The 15,854-nt window shown below is 64.3% G+C and carries 17 protein-coding genes; 9 read left to right on the forward strand and 8 right to left on the reverse strand.

Features of this window, described 5'->3' with window-relative positions:
• Positions 1-265: 265 nt before the first annotated feature.
• Genes SD196_RS02805 through trpC form a run of 3 tightly spaced genes read left to right on the forward strand, consistent with a single transcriptional unit; the run spans position 266 to position 2,741 of the window.
• On the forward strand, positions 266-862 hold the full coding sequence (locus SD196_RS02805; protein WP_081520759.1) for an aminodeoxychorismate/anthranilate synthase component II: 597 nt from the start codon (positions 266-268) through the stop codon (positions 860-862).
• Positions 859-1,908 (forward strand): anthranilate phosphoribosyltransferase, encoded by a 1,050-nt coding sequence (gene trpD, locus SD196_RS02810; RefSeq protein WP_275609958.1) that lies wholly within the window; start codon positions 859-861, stop codon positions 1,906-1,908. The genes SD196_RS02805 and trpD overlap by 4 nt, the downstream gene beginning before the upstream one ends.
• Positions 1,905-2,741, forward strand: a complete 837-nt coding sequence (gene trpC / locus SD196_RS02815) for an indole-3-glycerol phosphate synthase TrpC (RefSeq protein ID WP_343578224.1) — start codon at positions 1,905-1,907, stop codon at positions 2,739-2,741. Before trpD ends, trpC begins: the two co-directional genes overlap by 4 nt.
• A 60-nt stretch (positions 2,742-2,801) precedes the next feature.
• On the opposite strand, the gene crp is transcribed toward trpC, so the two are convergent.
• Positions 2,802-3,449, reverse strand: coding sequence for a cAMP-activated global transcriptional regulator CRP (gene crp, locus SD196_RS02820; protein WP_275609960.1), 648 nt, complete (start codon positions 3,447-3,449; stop codon positions 2,802-2,804).
• Between the two features lie 377 nt (positions 3,450-3,826).
• Between crp and SD196_RS02825 the strand changes: the two genes are divergently transcribed.
• Both SD196_RS02825 and speD read left to right on the forward strand, forming a co-directional pair.
• Positions 3,827-4,249, forward strand: a complete 423-nt coding sequence (locus SD196_RS02825; RefSeq protein ID WP_275609961.1) for an OsmC family protein — start codon at positions 3,827-3,829, stop codon at positions 4,247-4,249.
• Between the two features lie 222 nt (positions 4,250-4,471).
• On the forward strand, positions 4,472-5,266 hold the full coding sequence (gene speD, locus SD196_RS02830; RefSeq protein WP_343578225.1) for an adenosylmethionine decarboxylase: 795 nt from the start codon (positions 4,472-4,474) through the stop codon (positions 5,264-5,266).
• A gap of 176 nt (positions 5,267-5,442) precedes the next feature.
• On the opposite strand, the gene coq7 is transcribed toward speD, so the two are convergent.
• Both coq7 and SD196_RS02840 read right to left on the reverse strand, forming a co-directional pair.
• Positions 5,443-6,090: a 2-polyprenyl-3-methyl-6-methoxy-1,4-benzoquinone monooxygenase gene (gene coq7 / locus SD196_RS02835; protein ID WP_275609962.1), complete on the reverse strand. Its 648-nt coding sequence runs from the start codon at positions 6,088-6,090 to the stop codon at positions 5,443-5,445.
• 95 nt (positions 6,091-6,185) lie between these two features.
• Positions 6,186-6,524 (reverse strand): histidine triad nucleotide-binding protein, encoded by a 339-nt coding sequence (locus SD196_RS02840; RefSeq protein ID WP_343578227.1) that lies wholly within the window; start codon positions 6,522-6,524, stop codon positions 6,186-6,188.
• A 92-nt stretch (positions 6,525-6,616) separates the two neighbouring features.
• Between SD196_RS02840 and SD196_RS02845 the strand changes: the two genes are divergently transcribed.
• Positions 6,617-8,098: an AAA family ATPase gene (locus SD196_RS02845; protein ID WP_343578228.1), complete on the forward strand. Its 1,482-nt coding sequence runs from the start codon at positions 6,617-6,619 to the stop codon at positions 8,096-8,098.
• A gap of 7 nt (positions 8,099-8,105) precedes the next feature.
• Here the strand turns inward: SD196_RS02845 and SD196_RS02850 are convergent, their stop codons facing one another.
• The 4 genes from SD196_RS02850 to hemJ form a co-directional block, all read right to left on the reverse strand.
• The gene (locus SD196_RS02850; protein WP_416311043.1) at positions 8,106-8,894 is read right to left on the reverse strand and encodes an SDR family NAD(P)-dependent oxidoreductase; all 789 of its coding nucleotides are present in this window, start codon (positions 8,892-8,894) and stop codon (positions 8,106-8,108) included.
• Between the two features lie 55 nt (positions 8,895-8,949).
• On the reverse strand, positions 8,950-10,044 hold the full coding sequence (locus SD196_RS02855; RefSeq protein ID WP_416311044.1) for a DUF805 domain-containing protein: 1,095 nt from the start codon (positions 10,042-10,044) through the stop codon (positions 8,950-8,952).
• 106 nt (positions 10,045-10,150) lie between these two features.
• On the reverse strand, positions 10,151-11,119 hold the full coding sequence (locus SD196_RS02860) for an NAD(P)H-dependent flavin oxidoreductase (RefSeq protein ID WP_275609967.1): 969 nt from the start codon (positions 11,117-11,119) through the stop codon (positions 10,151-10,153).
• A 23-nt stretch (positions 11,120-11,142) separates the two neighbouring features.
• The gene (gene hemJ, locus SD196_RS02865) at positions 11,143-11,565 is read right to left on the reverse strand and encodes a protoporphyrinogen oxidase HemJ (RefSeq protein WP_275611872.1); all 423 of its coding nucleotides are present in this window, start codon (positions 11,563-11,565) and stop codon (positions 11,143-11,145) included.
• 159 nt (positions 11,566-11,724) lie between these two features.
• Between hemJ and SD196_RS02870 the strand changes: the two genes are divergently transcribed.
• The 3 genes from SD196_RS02870 to erpA all read left to right on the forward strand — a co-directional run bounded on the left by SD196_RS02870 (position 11,725) and on the right by erpA (position 14,702).
• Positions 11,725-13,098 (forward strand): chloride channel protein, encoded by a 1,374-nt coding sequence (locus SD196_RS02870; RefSeq protein WP_416311045.1) that lies wholly within the window; start codon positions 11,725-11,727, stop codon positions 13,096-13,098.
• Between the two features lie 83 nt (positions 13,099-13,181).
• The gene (gene argC / locus SD196_RS02875) at positions 13,182-14,216 is read left to right on the forward strand and encodes an N-acetyl-gamma-glutamyl-phosphate reductase (protein WP_275609969.1); all 1,035 of its coding nucleotides are present in this window, start codon (positions 13,182-13,184) and stop codon (positions 14,214-14,216) included.
• A gap of 135 nt (positions 14,217-14,351) precedes the next feature.
• On the forward strand, positions 14,352-14,702 hold the full coding sequence (erpA, locus tag SD196_RS02880) for an iron-sulfur cluster insertion protein ErpA (protein WP_275609970.1): 351 nt from the start codon (positions 14,352-14,354) through the stop codon (positions 14,700-14,702).
• A gap of 57 nt (positions 14,703-14,759) precedes the next feature.
• Here erpA and SD196_RS02885 read toward each other — a convergent pair whose 3' ends face one another.
• Positions 14,760-15,851: an anhydro-N-acetylmuramic acid kinase gene (locus SD196_RS02885; protein WP_275609971.1), complete on the reverse strand. Its 1,092-nt coding sequence runs from the start codon at positions 15,849-15,851 to the stop codon at positions 14,760-14,762.
• Positions 15,852-15,854 lie beyond the last annotated feature (3 nt).

The raw sequence follows: 15,854 nt of genomic DNA on the forward strand, positions 1-15,854 counted from the left end.
CTTGGGCTACTGTTCGGCCATTGCTAGGCGAGACCGCAACCGTGATCCACCGCAGCCGCATCATTACCTCCCTCCTCAAGGCATTCGCCCGTTGGCGCTGGCGCGCCTGATTCCTTCTTTCCCGGCATGACGCCGGTCTCTTCTTACGCGTCCATTCCCTCCATCCGCTGGCATAATTGCCAGATTCGCGCAGCCCGCAGGGCCGCATCGGGTGTCGACGATGGCGCGATCCGAAAGCAGTGCAATCATTGAGGTTCGAGCAGACATGCTGCTGATGATCGATAACTACGATTCCTTCACCTACAACCTGGTGCAGTACTTCGCCGAGTTGAAGGCCGACATCCACGTCATTCGCAATGACGAACTGAGCGTCGACGAGATCGCCGCGCTCAACCCCGAACGCATCGTCCTGTCCCCCGGCCCGTGCACGCCGAACGAGGCGGGCGTGTCCCTGGAAGTCATCGAACGCTTCGCCGGCAAGCTGCCGCTGCTGGGCGTGTGCCTGGGCCACCAGTCCATCGGCCAGGCCTTCGGCGGTGATGTGGTGCGCGCCCGCCAGGTCATGCACGGCAAGGTCAGCCCGGTGTTCCACAAGGACCAGGGCGTGTTCGCCGGCCTGAACAACCCGCTGACCCAGACCCGCTACCACTCGCTGGTGGTCAAGCGCGAGACGCTGCCCGACTGCCTGGAGATCACCGCCTGGACGGCGCTGGAAGACGGCTCGGTCGACGAGATCATGGGCCTGCGCCACAAGACGCTGAATGTCGAGGGCGTGCAGTTCCACCCTGAGTCGATCCTTTCCGAACAGGGCCACGAAATGCTGGCCAACTTCCTCAAGCAGACCGGCGGGGTGCGCGCATGAATATCAAGGAAGCCCTCAACCGCGTGGTCAACCAGCTGGACCTGACCACCGAGGAAATGCAGGACGTCATGCGCGAGATCATGACCGGGCAGTGCACCGACGCGCAGATTGGCGCCTTCCTCATGGGCATGCGCATGAAGAGCGAGACCATCGACGAGATCGTCGGCGCCGTGGCCGTGATGCGCGAGCTGGCCGACCAGGTCGAGCTGGACAGCTTGAAGCACGTGGTCGACGTGGTCGGCACCGGCGGCGACGGCGCGAACATCTTCAACGTGTCCTCGGCGGCGGCCTTCGTGGTCGCCGCAGCGGGCGGCAAGGTCGCCAAGCACGGTAACCGTGCGGTCTCCGGCAAGAGCGGCAGCGCCGACCTGCTGGAGGCCGCCGGCATCTATCTGGACCTAAAACCGGTCCAGGTGAAGCGCTGCATCGAGACCGTCGGCGTCGGCTTCATGTTCGCCCAGGTCCACCACAAGGCCATGAAGCATGCCGCCGGCCCGCGCCGCGAGCTGGGCCTGCGTACCCTGTTCAACATGCTCGGCCCGCTGACCAACCCGGCGGGCGTGAAGCACCAGGTGGTCGGCGTGTTCAGCCAGGCGCTGTGCCGCCCGCTGGCCGAAGTGCTCAAGCGCCTGGGCAGCGAGCACATCCTGGTGGTGCATTCCCGCGATGGCCTGGACGAATTCAGCCTGGCCGCGCCGACCCACGTTGCCGAACTGAAGGACGGCGTGGTCACCGAATACGAAGTGCAGCCCGAAGACTTCGGCATCAAGAGTCAGAGCTTGATCGGCCTGACTGTGGACAGCCCGCAGCAATCCCTGGAGCTGATCCGCGATGCCCTCGGTCGTCGCAAGACCGAGGCCGGGCAGAAAGCTGCCGAACTGATCGTGCTCAACGCTGGTGCCGCGCTCTACGCCGCAGACCTGGCCACCAGCCTGCACGAAGGCATGCAATTGGCCCACGACGCCCTGCACACGGGGTTGGCGCGGGAAAAAATGGAAGAGCTGGCGGCCTTCACCGCCGTTTACCGAGAGGAGAACGCACAGTGAGTGTGCCGACGGTTCTGCAGAAGATCCTGGCCCGCAAGGCCGAAGAAGTCGCCGAACGCCGCACCCGCGTGAGCATCGCCGAGCTGGAGCAGCTGGCGCGAGCCGCGGAAGCACCGCGCGGTTTCGCCAATGCCCTGCTGGAGCGCGCCAAGCGCCGTGAGCCGGCGGTCATCGCCGAGGTGAAGAAGGCTTCGCCGAGCAAGGGCATCATTCGTGAGAACTTCGACCCTGCCGATATCGCCCGAAGCTACGAAGAGGGTGGCGCTACCTGCCTTTCGGTGTTGACCGATATCGACTTCTTCCTCGGCAGCGACGCTTACCTCAAGGAAGCCCGAGCGGCCTGCAAGCTGCCGGTGATTCGCAAGGACTTCATGATCGACCCGTACCAGGTGGTGGAAGCCCGTGCCATTGGCGCCGACTGCATCCTGCTGATCGTCTCGGCGCTGGATGACGTGCGCATGGCCGAGCTGGCCTCGGTGGCCAAGGACGTCGGCCTCGACGTGCTGGTGGAAGTGCACGACGCGCTTGAGCTGGAGCGTGCGCTGAAAACCCTGGACACCCCGCTGGTCGGCATCAACAACCGCAACCTGCACACCTTCGAGGTGAGCCTGGAGACCACCCTGGACCTGCTGCCGGAAATCCCGCGCGAGCGCATGGTGATCACCGAGAGCGGCATCCTCAACCGCGCTGATGTCGAACTGATGGAGGTCAGCGACGTGTTCGGCTTCCTGGTGGGCGAGGCCTTCATGCGTGCCGAGGAGCCGGGTACCGAGCTCAAGCGCCTGTTCTTCCCCGAATACAGCAAGGTCAAGCTGGGTTCCGACCCGGATTGATCGTTCCTGCGAACAACAAAAAAGCCGGCGATTGCCGGCTTTTTTGTTTCTGGAGTGTCTTCAGCGGGTGCCGAAGACCACCATGGTCTTGCCCTTCACGTGCACCAGACCCTGTTCTTCCAGGCTCTTGAGCACGCGGCCGACCATTTCGCGGGAGCAGCCGACGATGCGGCCGATCTCCTGGCGGGTGATCTTGATCTGCATCCCGTCCGGGTGGGTCATGGCGTCTGGCTGCTGGCACAGGTCCAGCAGGGTGCGGGCGACACGGCCGGTCACGTCGAGGAAGGCCAGGTCGCCGACCTTGCGGGTGGTCTTGCGCAGGCGATCGGCCATCTGGCTGCCGAGAGTGAAGAGAATCTCCGGATCCTGCTGGCTCAGTTCGCGGAACTTGGTGTAGCTGATCTCGGCAACTTCGCATTCGGTCTTGGCGCGGACCCAGGCGCTGCGCTCCTGGTTGCTGCTGCCTTCCTTCTCGAAGAGCCCCATCTCTCCGAAGAAGTCGCCGGTATTGAGATAGCCGATGATCATCTCGCGGCCATCATCGTCCTCGATCAGTACGGTCACCGAGCCCTTGATGATGAAGAACAGGCTCTCGCAGCGGTCGCCGGCGTAGATGATGGTGCTCTTGGCGGTGAAGCGGCGGCGGTGGCAGTGCGCGAGCAACTTGTCGAGGTTCTTGATTTTGGGTGTAAGGGTAATAGCTACCATGCCCGAGTCCCGGAAAGTAAAAGAGTGGCCTTTGCACAACAGGCGTCTAATGATTTTTTATTCAGTATGAGTGGCGCCGCATGTCCCTGGCTGGATCCCCCTCGATCCCCAGGGCGGCAAGATTGCCCCTTGGTGCAATGACTTGCCTGTAGGTAATTGGGCAAGAGATTAACAGACGACGTGTTACCAACAATGAGAAAACCGGAACATTCGTCGGGGCAATTTCCGAGAGTGTGCCAGTAAAATGGCGCCAGCTTAAGCAATAAATGACAGTGATCCTCGCTGAATTGCGACACAGCTAACAGCCGGCGGCTCCACTGGGCGGTCGAAAGGGCTGTGATAAGCTGGCGCCCCTTTTTTCGGCGGAGTTCTTCTCAATGAAAGCGCGAATCCAGTGGGCTGGCGAAGCGATGTTTCTCGGTGAGTCCGGCAGTGGCCACGTGGTGGTGATGGATGGCCCGCCGGATGCCGGTGGCCGCAACCTGGGCGTGCGCCCGATGGAGATGCTCCTGCTGGGCCTGGGTGGCTGCACCAACTTCGACGTGGTGAGCATCCTGAAGAAGGGACGCCAGCCGGTGGAAAGCTGCGAAGCCTTCCTCGAAGCCGAGCGCGCCACCGAAGACCCCAAGGTGTTCACCAAGATCCACGTGCACTTCGTGGTCAAGGGCCGTGGTCTGAAGGAAGCGCAGGTCAAGCGTGCGGTCGAGCTGTCGGCCGAGAAGTACTGCTCCGCATCGATCATGCTGGGCCGCGCCGGCGTCGAGATCACCCACGACTACGAGATCGTCGAGCTGGGCTGACAGCCAGGTTCATCCTTTCATCATCAAGGGTGCGCAAACTGTGGCAGAGGTCGCCTGACCTCTGCATAATGCGCCACCTTTTTTCAGGGCCCTCCGGCTCGAAACCAAGCAACCACAATCGCCATCGCGAAGAGGTGTAAACCGTCCTACGCAGGTGCGCCGTACGCATCTGACGGGCATGCTCAACCACGCGGCAGAGCCGCATTGAAGAGAGTTCCCACGGTGAAAAGCAAACTCAAGCTCCACGGGTTCAACAACCTGACGAAGACCTTGAGCTTCAACATCTATGACATCTGCTATGCCGAGACGCCTGAAGACCAGCAGGCCTACGTGCAGTACATCGACGAAGAGTACGATGCCGAGCGTCTCACGCAGATCCTCACCGATGTTGTCGACATCATTGGCGCAAACATCCTGAACATCGCCCGTCAGGACTACGATCCGCAAGGCGCCAGCGTGACCATCCTGATCTCCGAGCAGCCGGTCACCCCGACCGACAGCCAGATCGAGGAATCCCCGGGGCCGCTACCGGAAACTATCCTGGCGCACCTCGACAAGAGCCATATCACCGTGCACACCTATCCGGAGATCCATCCGGTGGAAGGCATCGCGACCTTCCGGGTGGACATCGATGTGTCGACCTGCGGCGTCATCTCGCCGCTCAAGGCGCTCAACTACCTGATCCACCAGTTCGATTCGGACATCGTCACCGTGGATTATCGTGTGCGCGGTTTCACCCGTGACGTGGAAGGCAAGAAGCACTTCATCGACCACGAGATCAACTCGATCCAGAACTATCTCTCCGACGACACGTACGAGGCCTATCAGATGACCGACGTGAACGTGTACCAGGAGAACATGTTCCACACCAAGATGTTGCTCAAGGAGTTCGACCTGGACAATTACCTGTTCGGCGATGCGACCAGCAACCTGTCGCTCGAGCAGCGCAAGCAGGTGGAGGAGCGTGTGCGTCACGAGATGCTGGAAATATTCTACGCGCGCAACATGCCGCGCTGATCGAGCTACTGCGCTGGGAGATACGGCGTTGAAAAGCCGGGCCGAAATGCTCATTTGCTGCAGCAAACTCCGCTTTCATCCCGACTTTTCGCCTTGTCTCTCCTGCGCTCGTAACGCTCGATAGTAGAAACGAAAAAGGGGCACCCACCGGGTGCCCCTTTTTGTTTCCGGCCGGCTCAGATCCGGTAGGTTGACTTGGTCATCACCTTCGACAGCAGGGTCATGCCGAACTTCACCGGCGCGGGGAAGCGCAGGCCGCCGGCCTCGATGGCGCTGGTGGCGTGGTGCTGCTCGTCGGTGCGCATCTGTTCGAGGATGGCGCGGGACTTCTGGTCCTCGGCGGGAAGCTCGGTCAGGTGCTCGTCGAGGTGCTTGCACACCTGATCCTCGGTGGCGGCGACGAAACCGAGGCTGACGCGGTCGCTGATCAGGCCGGCGGCCGCGCCGACGCCGAACGAGAGGCCATAGAACAGCGGATTCAGCAGGCTCGGTCGGCTGCCCAGTTCGCGGATGCGCTGTTCGCACCAGGCCAGGTGGTCGACTTCCTCGTCGGCGGCGACTTCCATGGCTTTACGTACGTGCGGCAGCTTGGCGGTCAGCGCCTGGCCCTGGTAGAGCGCCTGGGCACAGACTTCACCGGTGTGGTTGATGCGCATCAGACCGGCGACATGACGGGCATCGGTTTCGCTGAGCTCGGCGTCGGGCTGGACGATGGCCGGCGACGGGCGCCCCGGGTGGCCGCTGAACGGCAGCAGGGTGCGCAAGGCGGCATCGGCTTGCAGCAGGAAGCGGTCGGCGGGGGAGTAGTGACGGTCGGCGGACATGGCGCACCTCCGGAAAGAACATTCGCCCGGCAGTTTACCGGATGGCGGATGACAGGTCTTGCCGTGGTGCGCGCAAAGAGTCCCCAGGTTACCTGTCAGCCCGGCGGCCAGTGCATCTGGCGCTGGCCGAGCACGTGCATGTGGATGTGGTGCACGGTCTGCCCACCCAGGTCGTTGCAGTTCATCACCACGCGGAAGCCTTCGTCGCAGCCCAGCTCCCTCGCCAGGCGCTGGGCGGTGAAGAGGATATGCCCGGCCAATGGCTTGTCTGCTTCCTGCAGGTCGTGAAGGGTAGCAATGTGCTTCTTCGGCACCACCAGGAAGTGCACCGGTGCCTGTGGGCCGATGTCGTGGAAGGCGATCACCTGGTCATCTTCATAGAGCTTGCGCGCGGGAATTTCCCCGGCGACGATCTTGCAGAACAAACAGTCCACGGACGTTCCTCCGATCTGGTTGGCTGGAACAGGAGTTTAGCGGCCGTGACCCGCACCGCCCAGGTTCGCGGCGGTATTCGCAAGGAGCCAGCGTGCAGAACGATATCCATGACCTGGGTCTGGTACTCGATTCCAGGGTCAAGCTGATCGTGATCGAGTCCTGGGACGAGCCCCGGGTGTTGGAAACCCTGACCGGCCTTGCCGTGCGCCGCGGGCTCGACCTGCGGCTATGGTCGGCGACCGAGGGCTTGCAGCGCCTGGGCTTCGGCGGCGAGCCGCAGGGCGCGGGCGACAGCCGCGAGGCGGAAACCGCGCTGCAACTGATCAAGGCCGACCCGCAGCCAACGCTCTACGTACTCTGCGACCTGCATCCCTACCTCAATGACAACCCCCGTGCGGTTCGCCTGCTCAAGGAAATCGCCATGGCCGAGGGCACGTTCAAGCCCACGGTGATCCTGGTGTCCCATGCGCTGAAGCTGCCGGCGGAGGTCCAGCGTTTCGCCGCGCGCTTCGCCCTGTCGCTGCCTTCGGAGGACGAACTGGTTGGCATCGTCCGCGAAGAAGCCACGCGCTGGAGCGAGCGCAACAGCGGGGAGCGCGTGCGAACGGACAACCGTACCCTGCGTCAGGTGGTGAAGAACCTGCGTGGCCTGACCCACGGCGAGGCCCGCTCGCTGGCGCGCGGGGTGATCTGCAATGACGGTGCGATCACCCAGGAAGACCTGCCGGAACTCAATCGCACCAAGTTCGAGCTGCTCAACCTCGACGGTGTGCTCAGCTTCGAGCACGACACCGCGCGCTTTGCCGAAGTTGGCGGGCTGGCGAACCTCAAACGTTGGCTCGGCGAGCGGCAGAGCGCCTTCACCGAGGGTAAGGAGAAGGACCTGCCCAAGGGTGTGCTGCTGGTCGGTGTGCAGGGTGGCGGCAAGAGCCTCGCGGCCAAGGCTGTCGCCGGACTCTGGGGCCTGCCGCTACTGCGGTTGGACTTCGGCAGCCTGTACAACAAGTACTTCGGCGAGACCGAGCGCAACCTGCGCGAGGCGCTGCGTCTGGCCGACAGCATGGCGCCCTGCGTGCTCTGGGCGGACGAGATCGAGAAGGGCGTGGCCACCGGCGATCAGGACAATGGCGTCAGCCAGCGCGTGCTCGGCACCCTGCTGACCTGGATGGCGGAACGCAAGGCGCCGGTGTTCATGGTCGCCACTGCCAATGCCATCGACCGTCTGCCACCGGAACTGGTGCGCAAGGGGCGCTTCGATGAACTGTTTTTCGTCGACCTGCCGGAGCGCGAGGTGCGCATGGATATCTTCCGCATCCACCTGGCGCGCCGCGAGCTTGATGTGGTGCAGTTCGAGCTGGGCGCGCTTGCCGATGCCGCCGAGGGTTTTTCCGGCGCGGAGATCGAGCAGGCCGTGGTCGGCACCTTCTATGCTGCGCAGGCGCGGCAGAAATCGGTGGATCAATCGCTGCTGCTGGAGGAAATCCGGCGGACGGCGCCGCTGTCGGTGGTGATGGCCGAGGAACTGGCCCAACTGCGGGAGTGGGCCGACGGCCGCACGGTGCGGGCCGACTGAATACGGCTCAGCTGGCCAACGCCATGCGGTTGAGGCGGCCGGCCAGCTTGCGCAGCGCCCAGCGTGGCAGCAGGCGTACGGCGAAGGCCATCAGACGGTTGCGCCAGCCAGGGATGATGATCGCCGGCGCTCGGCGCAGCGCCCTGACGGTGCGGAAGGCGACCTCTTCGGGTGACATCATCAGCTTGCCGCCATCGAACCGGGAGGTCTGCAGCTCCGCATGGCGGAAGAAGGCGGTGCGGGTCGGTCCGGGGCACAGCACGGAAACCTTGATGCCGCGTCCCCGCAGCTCCTCGCGCAGCCCTTCGGAGAAGTGCAGCACGAAGGCCTTGCTGGCGTAGTAGCTGCTCATCCACGGGCCTGGCATCAGGCCGACCACCGACGCGACATTGAGAATCTGCCCGCCGCCGCTGCGCTCCATCATCGCGCCGATGCCATGGCACAGGCGCGCGACCGCGAGGACGTTGAGCTCCAGCAGTTCCTGCTCGCTGGACCAGTCATGGTCGAGGAAGGAACCTGAGGTGCCGATACCGGCGTTGTTCACCAGCAGCTCGATCTGCCGGCCGCTTTGCTCCAGCTCATGGAGCAGACCGGAAATCTGCAGCGGCTCGGAGAGATCGCAGACGCGGAACAGCACCTCGACGCCGAAGCGCTGCGACAGCTCGCAGGCGATGCTGTCCAGCGCATCGCGCTGGCGGGCCACCAGGATCAGTGCCTGGCCGCGCCGCGCGAGGGCTTCGGCCAGCGCCAGGCCGATGCCGCTGGAGGCGCCGGTGATGAGGGCAAAACGAGGCATTCAAAGGTCTCTGTGGCGGGGTGGCGTTCGACCACGCCCGCCACGGGTTGTTGCATTACTGGTCGGTGCTGCCGGCGTCGTCGGAGTCGGCGCCTTCGGTGTCGCCGCTGTTGAATTCCTCAGACGGATCGGCCGATGCGGCGGCATCCGGCTCGCCCTGTTGGTACTGGGCTGCGTTGGCGCGCTCGACGTACTGCTCGTAACTGGGAATCGCGACGGCGGCAAGGATACCGACTACCACCGGAACGATCACCATGCTCCAGGCCAGAGCCACCACGCCACGGCTGTTGGGCGGCGGCGGCGGGCCGTAGCGGTTGGCGCCGTCGTTGCCGGGGATCAGCATCATCAGCAGGGGGAACACGCTGCCCACCACAGGGACGATGTTGAGCAACATCAGCCATCCCGACCAGCCAATATCATGCAGGCGCTGGATACCCATCATGACGCCGACGATCGCATAGGCGATGAACACCACCGCCGCCAGCAGCATGCCCAGCGTCTGGGAGATCGCGAAGGCGCCGGCCACCAGCAGGAAGATCGGGATGGCGACCAGGAACAGCGCCATGCTCCAGCCCAGGTAGCGGACCCGGCCGATACGGCCTTCGCTGGTGAAGGGCTGGAGTTCGCCGAATTCCGGCAACTCGTCACCCACATGGGCCTGTGGCGGCGCATAGGGGGAGGCGGTCGATGTCGCTGCGCCGGGCGTCGCCAGGCTGGCGTTCATCTCGGCCTGACGGGCGAGATAGCGCTCGATGATGATGCCGCAAGCGCTGCAGTCGCTGGCCTTGAGTTGTACATGCCCACACTTGGGGCAGGTCATCTGGTCGTCGCGGATCGTTTCGGCGGGGGCGCGGCTGACCAGTGTCGCTTCGCTGGGATGGTCGTCGGTTTCGACCAGGCTCAAGCCGCCTGCCTGCTCCTCGGCTTCCTTGCGGGCGTTGGCGCCCGCGCCGTGCAGGGCGCGGAGGTATTTGTCGGCCTCGTCGTCGGAAAGGTCGCGCTTGAGCACCACCGGCTTGCCGCTGAACAGCGCGTCGATCTTCGACGTGTCGCTCTTGAACAGGCGGGCGAGATTTTCCTTGGCGGTTTCCAGCGGCGTCTGCGGCATCAGCGTGCCGTCGAACACGATCTTGAAGCGGGCTTGGTCCATTGGGGCATCCTTGTCAGCGGGCTGTGGTGAGATCGATACAGCGTAATCGTGCCTTTTGGGGGCAACAAGCTGCCCCGCTATACATATCGGCAAGTGGTGGCGCTGGTCAGACCAGCAGTTGGCCGGGCAGCGTCGTGCTGCGGCTCAAGGCCTGGCGGTACTCGTTGTCGAGCCGGGCGATGAGTTCCTCCACCGACGGCAGGTCATGGATGTTGCCGACCCCCTGGCCGGCCGACCAGACGGTCTTCCAGGCCTTGGCCTCGTCGCTTACCGGCTTGAGCTTCTCGCCATAGTTGATGTCGGCCTTGTCGGTCAGGCGTTTCATGTCGAAGCCGGCGGCCTCCAGGCTCTGGCGCATGAAGCTGGCCGGTACGCCGGACACCGCCGGCGTATGGATGATGTCGGCGGCGCGGGCTTCGAGGAGCATCCGCTTGTAGTCGGTGGAGGCGTTGCTCTCGCGGGTGGCGATGAAGCGGGTGCCGAGGTAGGCGAGGTCGGCGCCGAGGACCTGCGCGGCGAGAATCTCGTGGCCGTGGTTGATACAGCCGGCCAGCAGCAGGGTCTTGTCGAAGAACTGGCGGATCTCCGCGATCAGCGCGAAGGGGCTCCAGGTGCCGGCATGGCCGCCGGCGCCGGCGGCGACCGCGATCAGTCCATCGACTCCGGCTTCCGCGGCCTTTTCGGCGTGGCGGCGGGTGGTGACGTCATGGAAGACCAGTCCGCCATAGCTGTGCACGGCATCCACCACCTCGCGCACCGCGCCCAGGCTGGTGATGACGATAGGGACGCGATGCTCCACGCACAGCGCCAGGTCCGCCTGCAGACGCGGGTTGCTGTGGTGGACGATGAGGTTCACCGCGTAGGGCGCCGCCTTGGGATCGGCGGCCAGGCCCGCCTCGATTTCCTCCAGCCAGGCCTTGAAGCCGCTGCTTTCGCGCTGGTTCAGCGCCGGGAAACTGCCGACGATGCCGCCCTTGCAGCAGGCCAGTACCAGTTGCGGGGTGGACACCAGGAACATCGGTGCCGCCACCAGGGGAACGCGCAGGCGACGGTCGAGCAGGGCAGGCAGGGACATGGCAGTCTCCTCGGACGGCAGAGTCAGAAGGGTTTGATCACCACCAGGATGACGATGGCAAGCAGGAACAGTACCGGTACCTCGTTGAACCAACGGTAGAACACGTGGCTGCGGCCGTTCTCGCCGCGGGCGAAGCGCTTGAGCATGGCGCCGCAGGCGTGGTGATAGCCGATCAGCAGGACCACCAGGGTGAGCTTGGCGTGCAGCCAGCCCTGGCTCAGCCAGGCCGGGTTCAGGTAGAGCATCCAGGCGCCCAGGAGGATGGTGAGGATCATCGAGGGGCCCATGATGCCGCGGTACAGCTTGCGCTCCATCACGCAGAAGCGCTCCCGGCTGGCGGCATCCTCGCTCATGGCGTGGTAGACGAACAGGCGCGGCAGGTAGAACAGGCCGGCGAACCAGCAGACCACGGCAATGATGTGAAAGGCTTTGAGCCACAGGTACAGCATCGGGACTTCCTCGGATCGGTGATGAGCCGATAGTAGTGGCGCGGTGCAATGGCGTCATCCCTGGTTCTATTACACTAGGGACGTCATCGACCTTTCCATGCGTGGCGCGTTGCCGCGTATGCCGCTCGGCATCCGGCAGATGCCCGACTCGTGCCCATGTCCGATTCCACGCAGCCCCAGAGCACCTCCGAGTCGATTGCCCAGGCTTCGCCGCAGCAGGCGCCGAAGCGCTCATGGCTGCGGCATCCCTTGCTACGACGCTGGCGACGGACTCTGGCTTTCTGGGTGGGGGCCTTGCTGGTGGGGTTGGTGGCGCTGGTCTTCGCGCATCTGGCGGACCTCGCCAGTGCGACGTTTCGCGGTGTGGTCGCGCACAGCCAGTGGTGGCCGTGGCTGGTCTGTCCGCTGGGTTTCGCCGGATTGGTCTGGCTGACCCAGGGGGCGCTGAAAAATACCCGTGGCAGCGGCATTCCGCAGGTCATCGTGGCCCTGGAACAGCGCAGCAGCCGGACCCGCAATGCCCTGCTGTCGTTGCCGATCGCCGTGGGCAAACTGTTCCTCACCCTGTTGGCACTGCTGGTAGGTGCCTCGGCCGGGCGCGAGGGGCCTACGGTGCACATCGGCGCCGCGCTGATGTATTCCCTCGGCAGACGGCTCGGTCTCTATGGCAAGCGTACGGTTTCCGGGCTGATCATCGCCGGTGGCGCGGCAGGCATCGCGGCGGCTTTCAATACGCCGTTGGGCGGTGTGGTGTTCGCCATCGAGGAGATGAGCCGCAGCTTCGAGCAGCGCTTCAGCGGCCTGGTGCTGACTGCGGTCCTGCTTGGCGGCATGGTTACGCTCGGCCTGATGGGCAGCTACAGCTATTTCGGTCGGCTATCCGAGAGCATGCCGTTGGGGCCCGCCTGGATTGCCGTGGTGGCCTGCGGTGTTCTGGGCGGGCTGCTCGGCGCTCTGTACTGTCGCTTGGTCCTGCCTGCCCAGCAGGGACCCCTGAGCTTCATCAGCCGCTGGCGCGGGCGCTGGCCGCTCCGTTTCGCTTTCGTTTGCGGTCTGCTGCTGGCGCTCCTGGGCCTGCTGTCGGGGCAGCACGTGTTCGGCACCGGCTACGCCGAGACCCGCTCCATTCTGGATGGCCAGCCGGTGGTGGGGCATGACTTCCTGCTGTGGAAGTTCACCGCCAACGTGGTGTCCTTCATTGCGGGGATTCCCGGTGGCTTGTTCTCGCCTTCGCTCACCGTTGGTGCCAGCCTTGCCCCCTGGCTTACGCCATTGATTCCCGGCGCGAGCCTGTCGGCGGTGGGGCTGCTGGGAATGTCCGCGTACCTTGCCGGTGTGACGCGCACGCCCCTGACCGCCACAGTCATCACGGTGGAAATGTCCCACAGCCCGGACATGCTGATTCCAATCCTCGCTGCGACCCTCCTGGCCAGCGGCATTTCCGGTCGGTTTACCCCGTTGCCCATTTACCACGCACTCGCCCGTCAGATGCAGGAAACCCTGGCCCCGACCAAAGGGTCTGCCTCCTAGGCACATTCGCTCTGTTCAGCGGGGGCAGCGGCTCATATCATGACTGCCCCTGAATTTGGCCCCATAGGTGGAGTGACAGGTAGATGATCAAGGTCGGTATCGTAGGTGGTACGGGTTATACGGGCGTGGAACTGCTGCGCCTGCTGGCACAGCATCCCCAGGCGCACGTCGAGGTGATTACCTCGCGTTCCGAGGAGGGCGTGAAAGTCGCCGATATGTACCCGAACCTGCGAGGCCACTATGACGGCCTGGCGTTCAGCGTGCCGGACGTGAAGCGCCTGGGCGAGTGTGACGTGGTGTTCTTCGCCACGCCTCATGGCGTCGCTCATGCCCTGGCCGGCGAGCTGCTGGCCACCGGCACCCGGGTGATCGACCTGTCCGCGGACTTCCGCCTGCAGGACGCCGAAGAGTGGGCCAAGTGGTACGGCCAGCCTCATGGCGCGCCCGAACTGCTGCCCGAAGCCGTCTACGGCCTGCCGGAAGTGAATCGCGAGGCCATCAAGTCAGCGCGCCTGATCGCCGTGCCCGGCTGCTATCCGACCGCCACCCAGCTCGGTTTCATCCCGCTGCTGGAAAACGGTCTGGCCGATGCCAGCCAGCTGATCGCCGACTGCAAGTCCGGCGTCAGTGGCGCCGGCCGTGGCGCCAAGGTCGGCTCGCTGTTCTGCGAGGCCGGCGAGAGCATGATGGCCTACTCGGTCAAGGGCCACCGTCACCTGCCGGAGATCAGCCAGGGCCTGCGTCGTGCAGCGAAAGGCGATGTCGGCCTGACCTTCGTACCGCACCTGACCCCGATGATCCGTGGTATCCACGCGACCCTGTATGCCCGCGTCGCCGACCGTGGCGTGGACCTGCAGAAGCTCTATGAAGAGCGCTACGCCAACGAGCCGTTCGTCGACGTGATGCCGGCCGGCAGCCATCCGGAAACCCGCAGCGTGCGCGGCGCCAACGTTTGCCGCATCGCCGTGCACCGTCCGCAGGGTGGCGACCTGGTGGTGATCCTGTCGGTGATCGACAACCTGGTGAAGGGCGCATCCGGCCAGGCGATCCAGAACATGAACATCCTGTTCGGCCTGGACGAGCACATGGGCCTGTCCAACGTCGCGCTGCTGCCGTAAGGACGGATTGCCCCGGAAAGCAGCCGATTGATCTGGACCAAAGGATGAGTTGGATTAGTTGACCGTTTTTCTGGGGTAAGCGGATAATAGCCCGCAATGTTGTAACGTACGGCCTCGGCCGGGAGAGTTGTCACCATGACCATCGAAACCTTCACCCCCACCCCGCTGGTGTTTTCCCACGGCGCTGCAAACAAGGTGAAGAACCTGATCGACGAAGAAGGCAATCCGCGTCTGAAGCTGCGGGTGTTCGTCACGGGCGGTGGCTGCTCGGGCTTCCAGTACGGGTTCACCTTCGATGAGGACACCGCGGACGACGACACCATCGTCGAGCGCGACGGCGTCAGCCTCGTGGTCGATCCGATGAGCTTCCAGTACCTCGCCGGTGCGGAAGTGGACTACCAGGAAGGCCTCGAAGGTTCGCGGTTCGTTATCAAGAACCCGAACGCAGCGACCACCTGTGGCTGCGGCCAGTCCTTCTCGATCTGATGCCGTAGTAATGAAAACGCCGCGCAATAGCGCGGCGTTTTTGTTTGTGCAGTCGGTTCAGGCAGGGTAGAGCGCGCCTAGAATGCGAGGCCCCCGGGCGGCGGTGACCTCCGGGCAGTTGCCGGGCAGGCGCTCGAGGAATCGATGGGCCAGCCAGGCGAAGGCCATGGCTTCCATCCACTCCGGCGGCACGCCGCGGTCGATGCTGCTGATCACGTCTGCGCCAGGCATATGCGCGGCCAGGCGTTGCATAAGGGTGGTGTTGAACGCTCCACCACCACAGACCACCACTTCCTCGCAGCCCGGCTGCGCATCCAGAAGCGCGGCAGCAATGCTGTGTGCCGTCAGCTCCAGCAGGGTCGCCTGCACATCTTCGGCTTTTACCGGGCCGTGATTGGCCAGCAGCGATGTCAGCCAGTTCAGGTTGAAGCGTTCGCGGCCGGTGCTCTTCGGGCCCTTCGCGGCAAAGAAGTCGTCCGCCAGCATCACCCGTAGCAGAGACTGGTCGATACTGCCGCTGGCTGCCCACGCGCCATCACGATCGTAGGCTTCGCCGCGTTGTTCCTGAATCCAGGCATCCAGCAGCACATTGCCCGGGCCGCAGTCGAACCCACGGACGGGCTTGCCGGGGCTGAGCAGGGAGACGTTGCTGAAGCCGCCGACATTGAGGATCGCGCACTCGCGGCTGTCGCTGCCGAACAAGGCCTGGTGGAAGGCCGGGACCAAGGGCGCACCCTGGCCGCCGGCAGCGACATCGCGACGACGGAAGTCAGCCACCACATCGATACCGGTCAGCTCGGCGAGCAGTGCCGGATTGCCGATCTGTACGGTGAAGCCCAGATGCGGCTCGTGGCGAATGGTCTGGCCGTGGCTGCCGATGGCGCGAATCGCACTGGCATCCAGCGTTTCGCGGGCCAGGAGTTCGTTGATGCCTTGGGCCGCCAGGCGAACCCAGTTGTTTTCCGCGAGGGCGGAGCGGGCGACTTCGTCAGGGCCGGAGGAGCAGAGCGACAGGAGGTCGGCGCGAAGAGCTGGCGGCATGGGGAGGTAATGGGACGCGAGCAGCGTGGTCTGCTCGCCTTGCTCGATCAGGGCGATGTCCAGTCCGTCGAGACTGGTGCCGGACATCACCCCAAGATAGAGCGGCATGGC

Source organism: Pseudomonas macauensis, assembly GCF_047902425.1.
In the GTDB taxonomy this organism is placed as follows: Bacteria; Pseudomonadota; Gammaproteobacteria; order Pseudomonadales; family Pseudomonadaceae; genus Pseudomonas.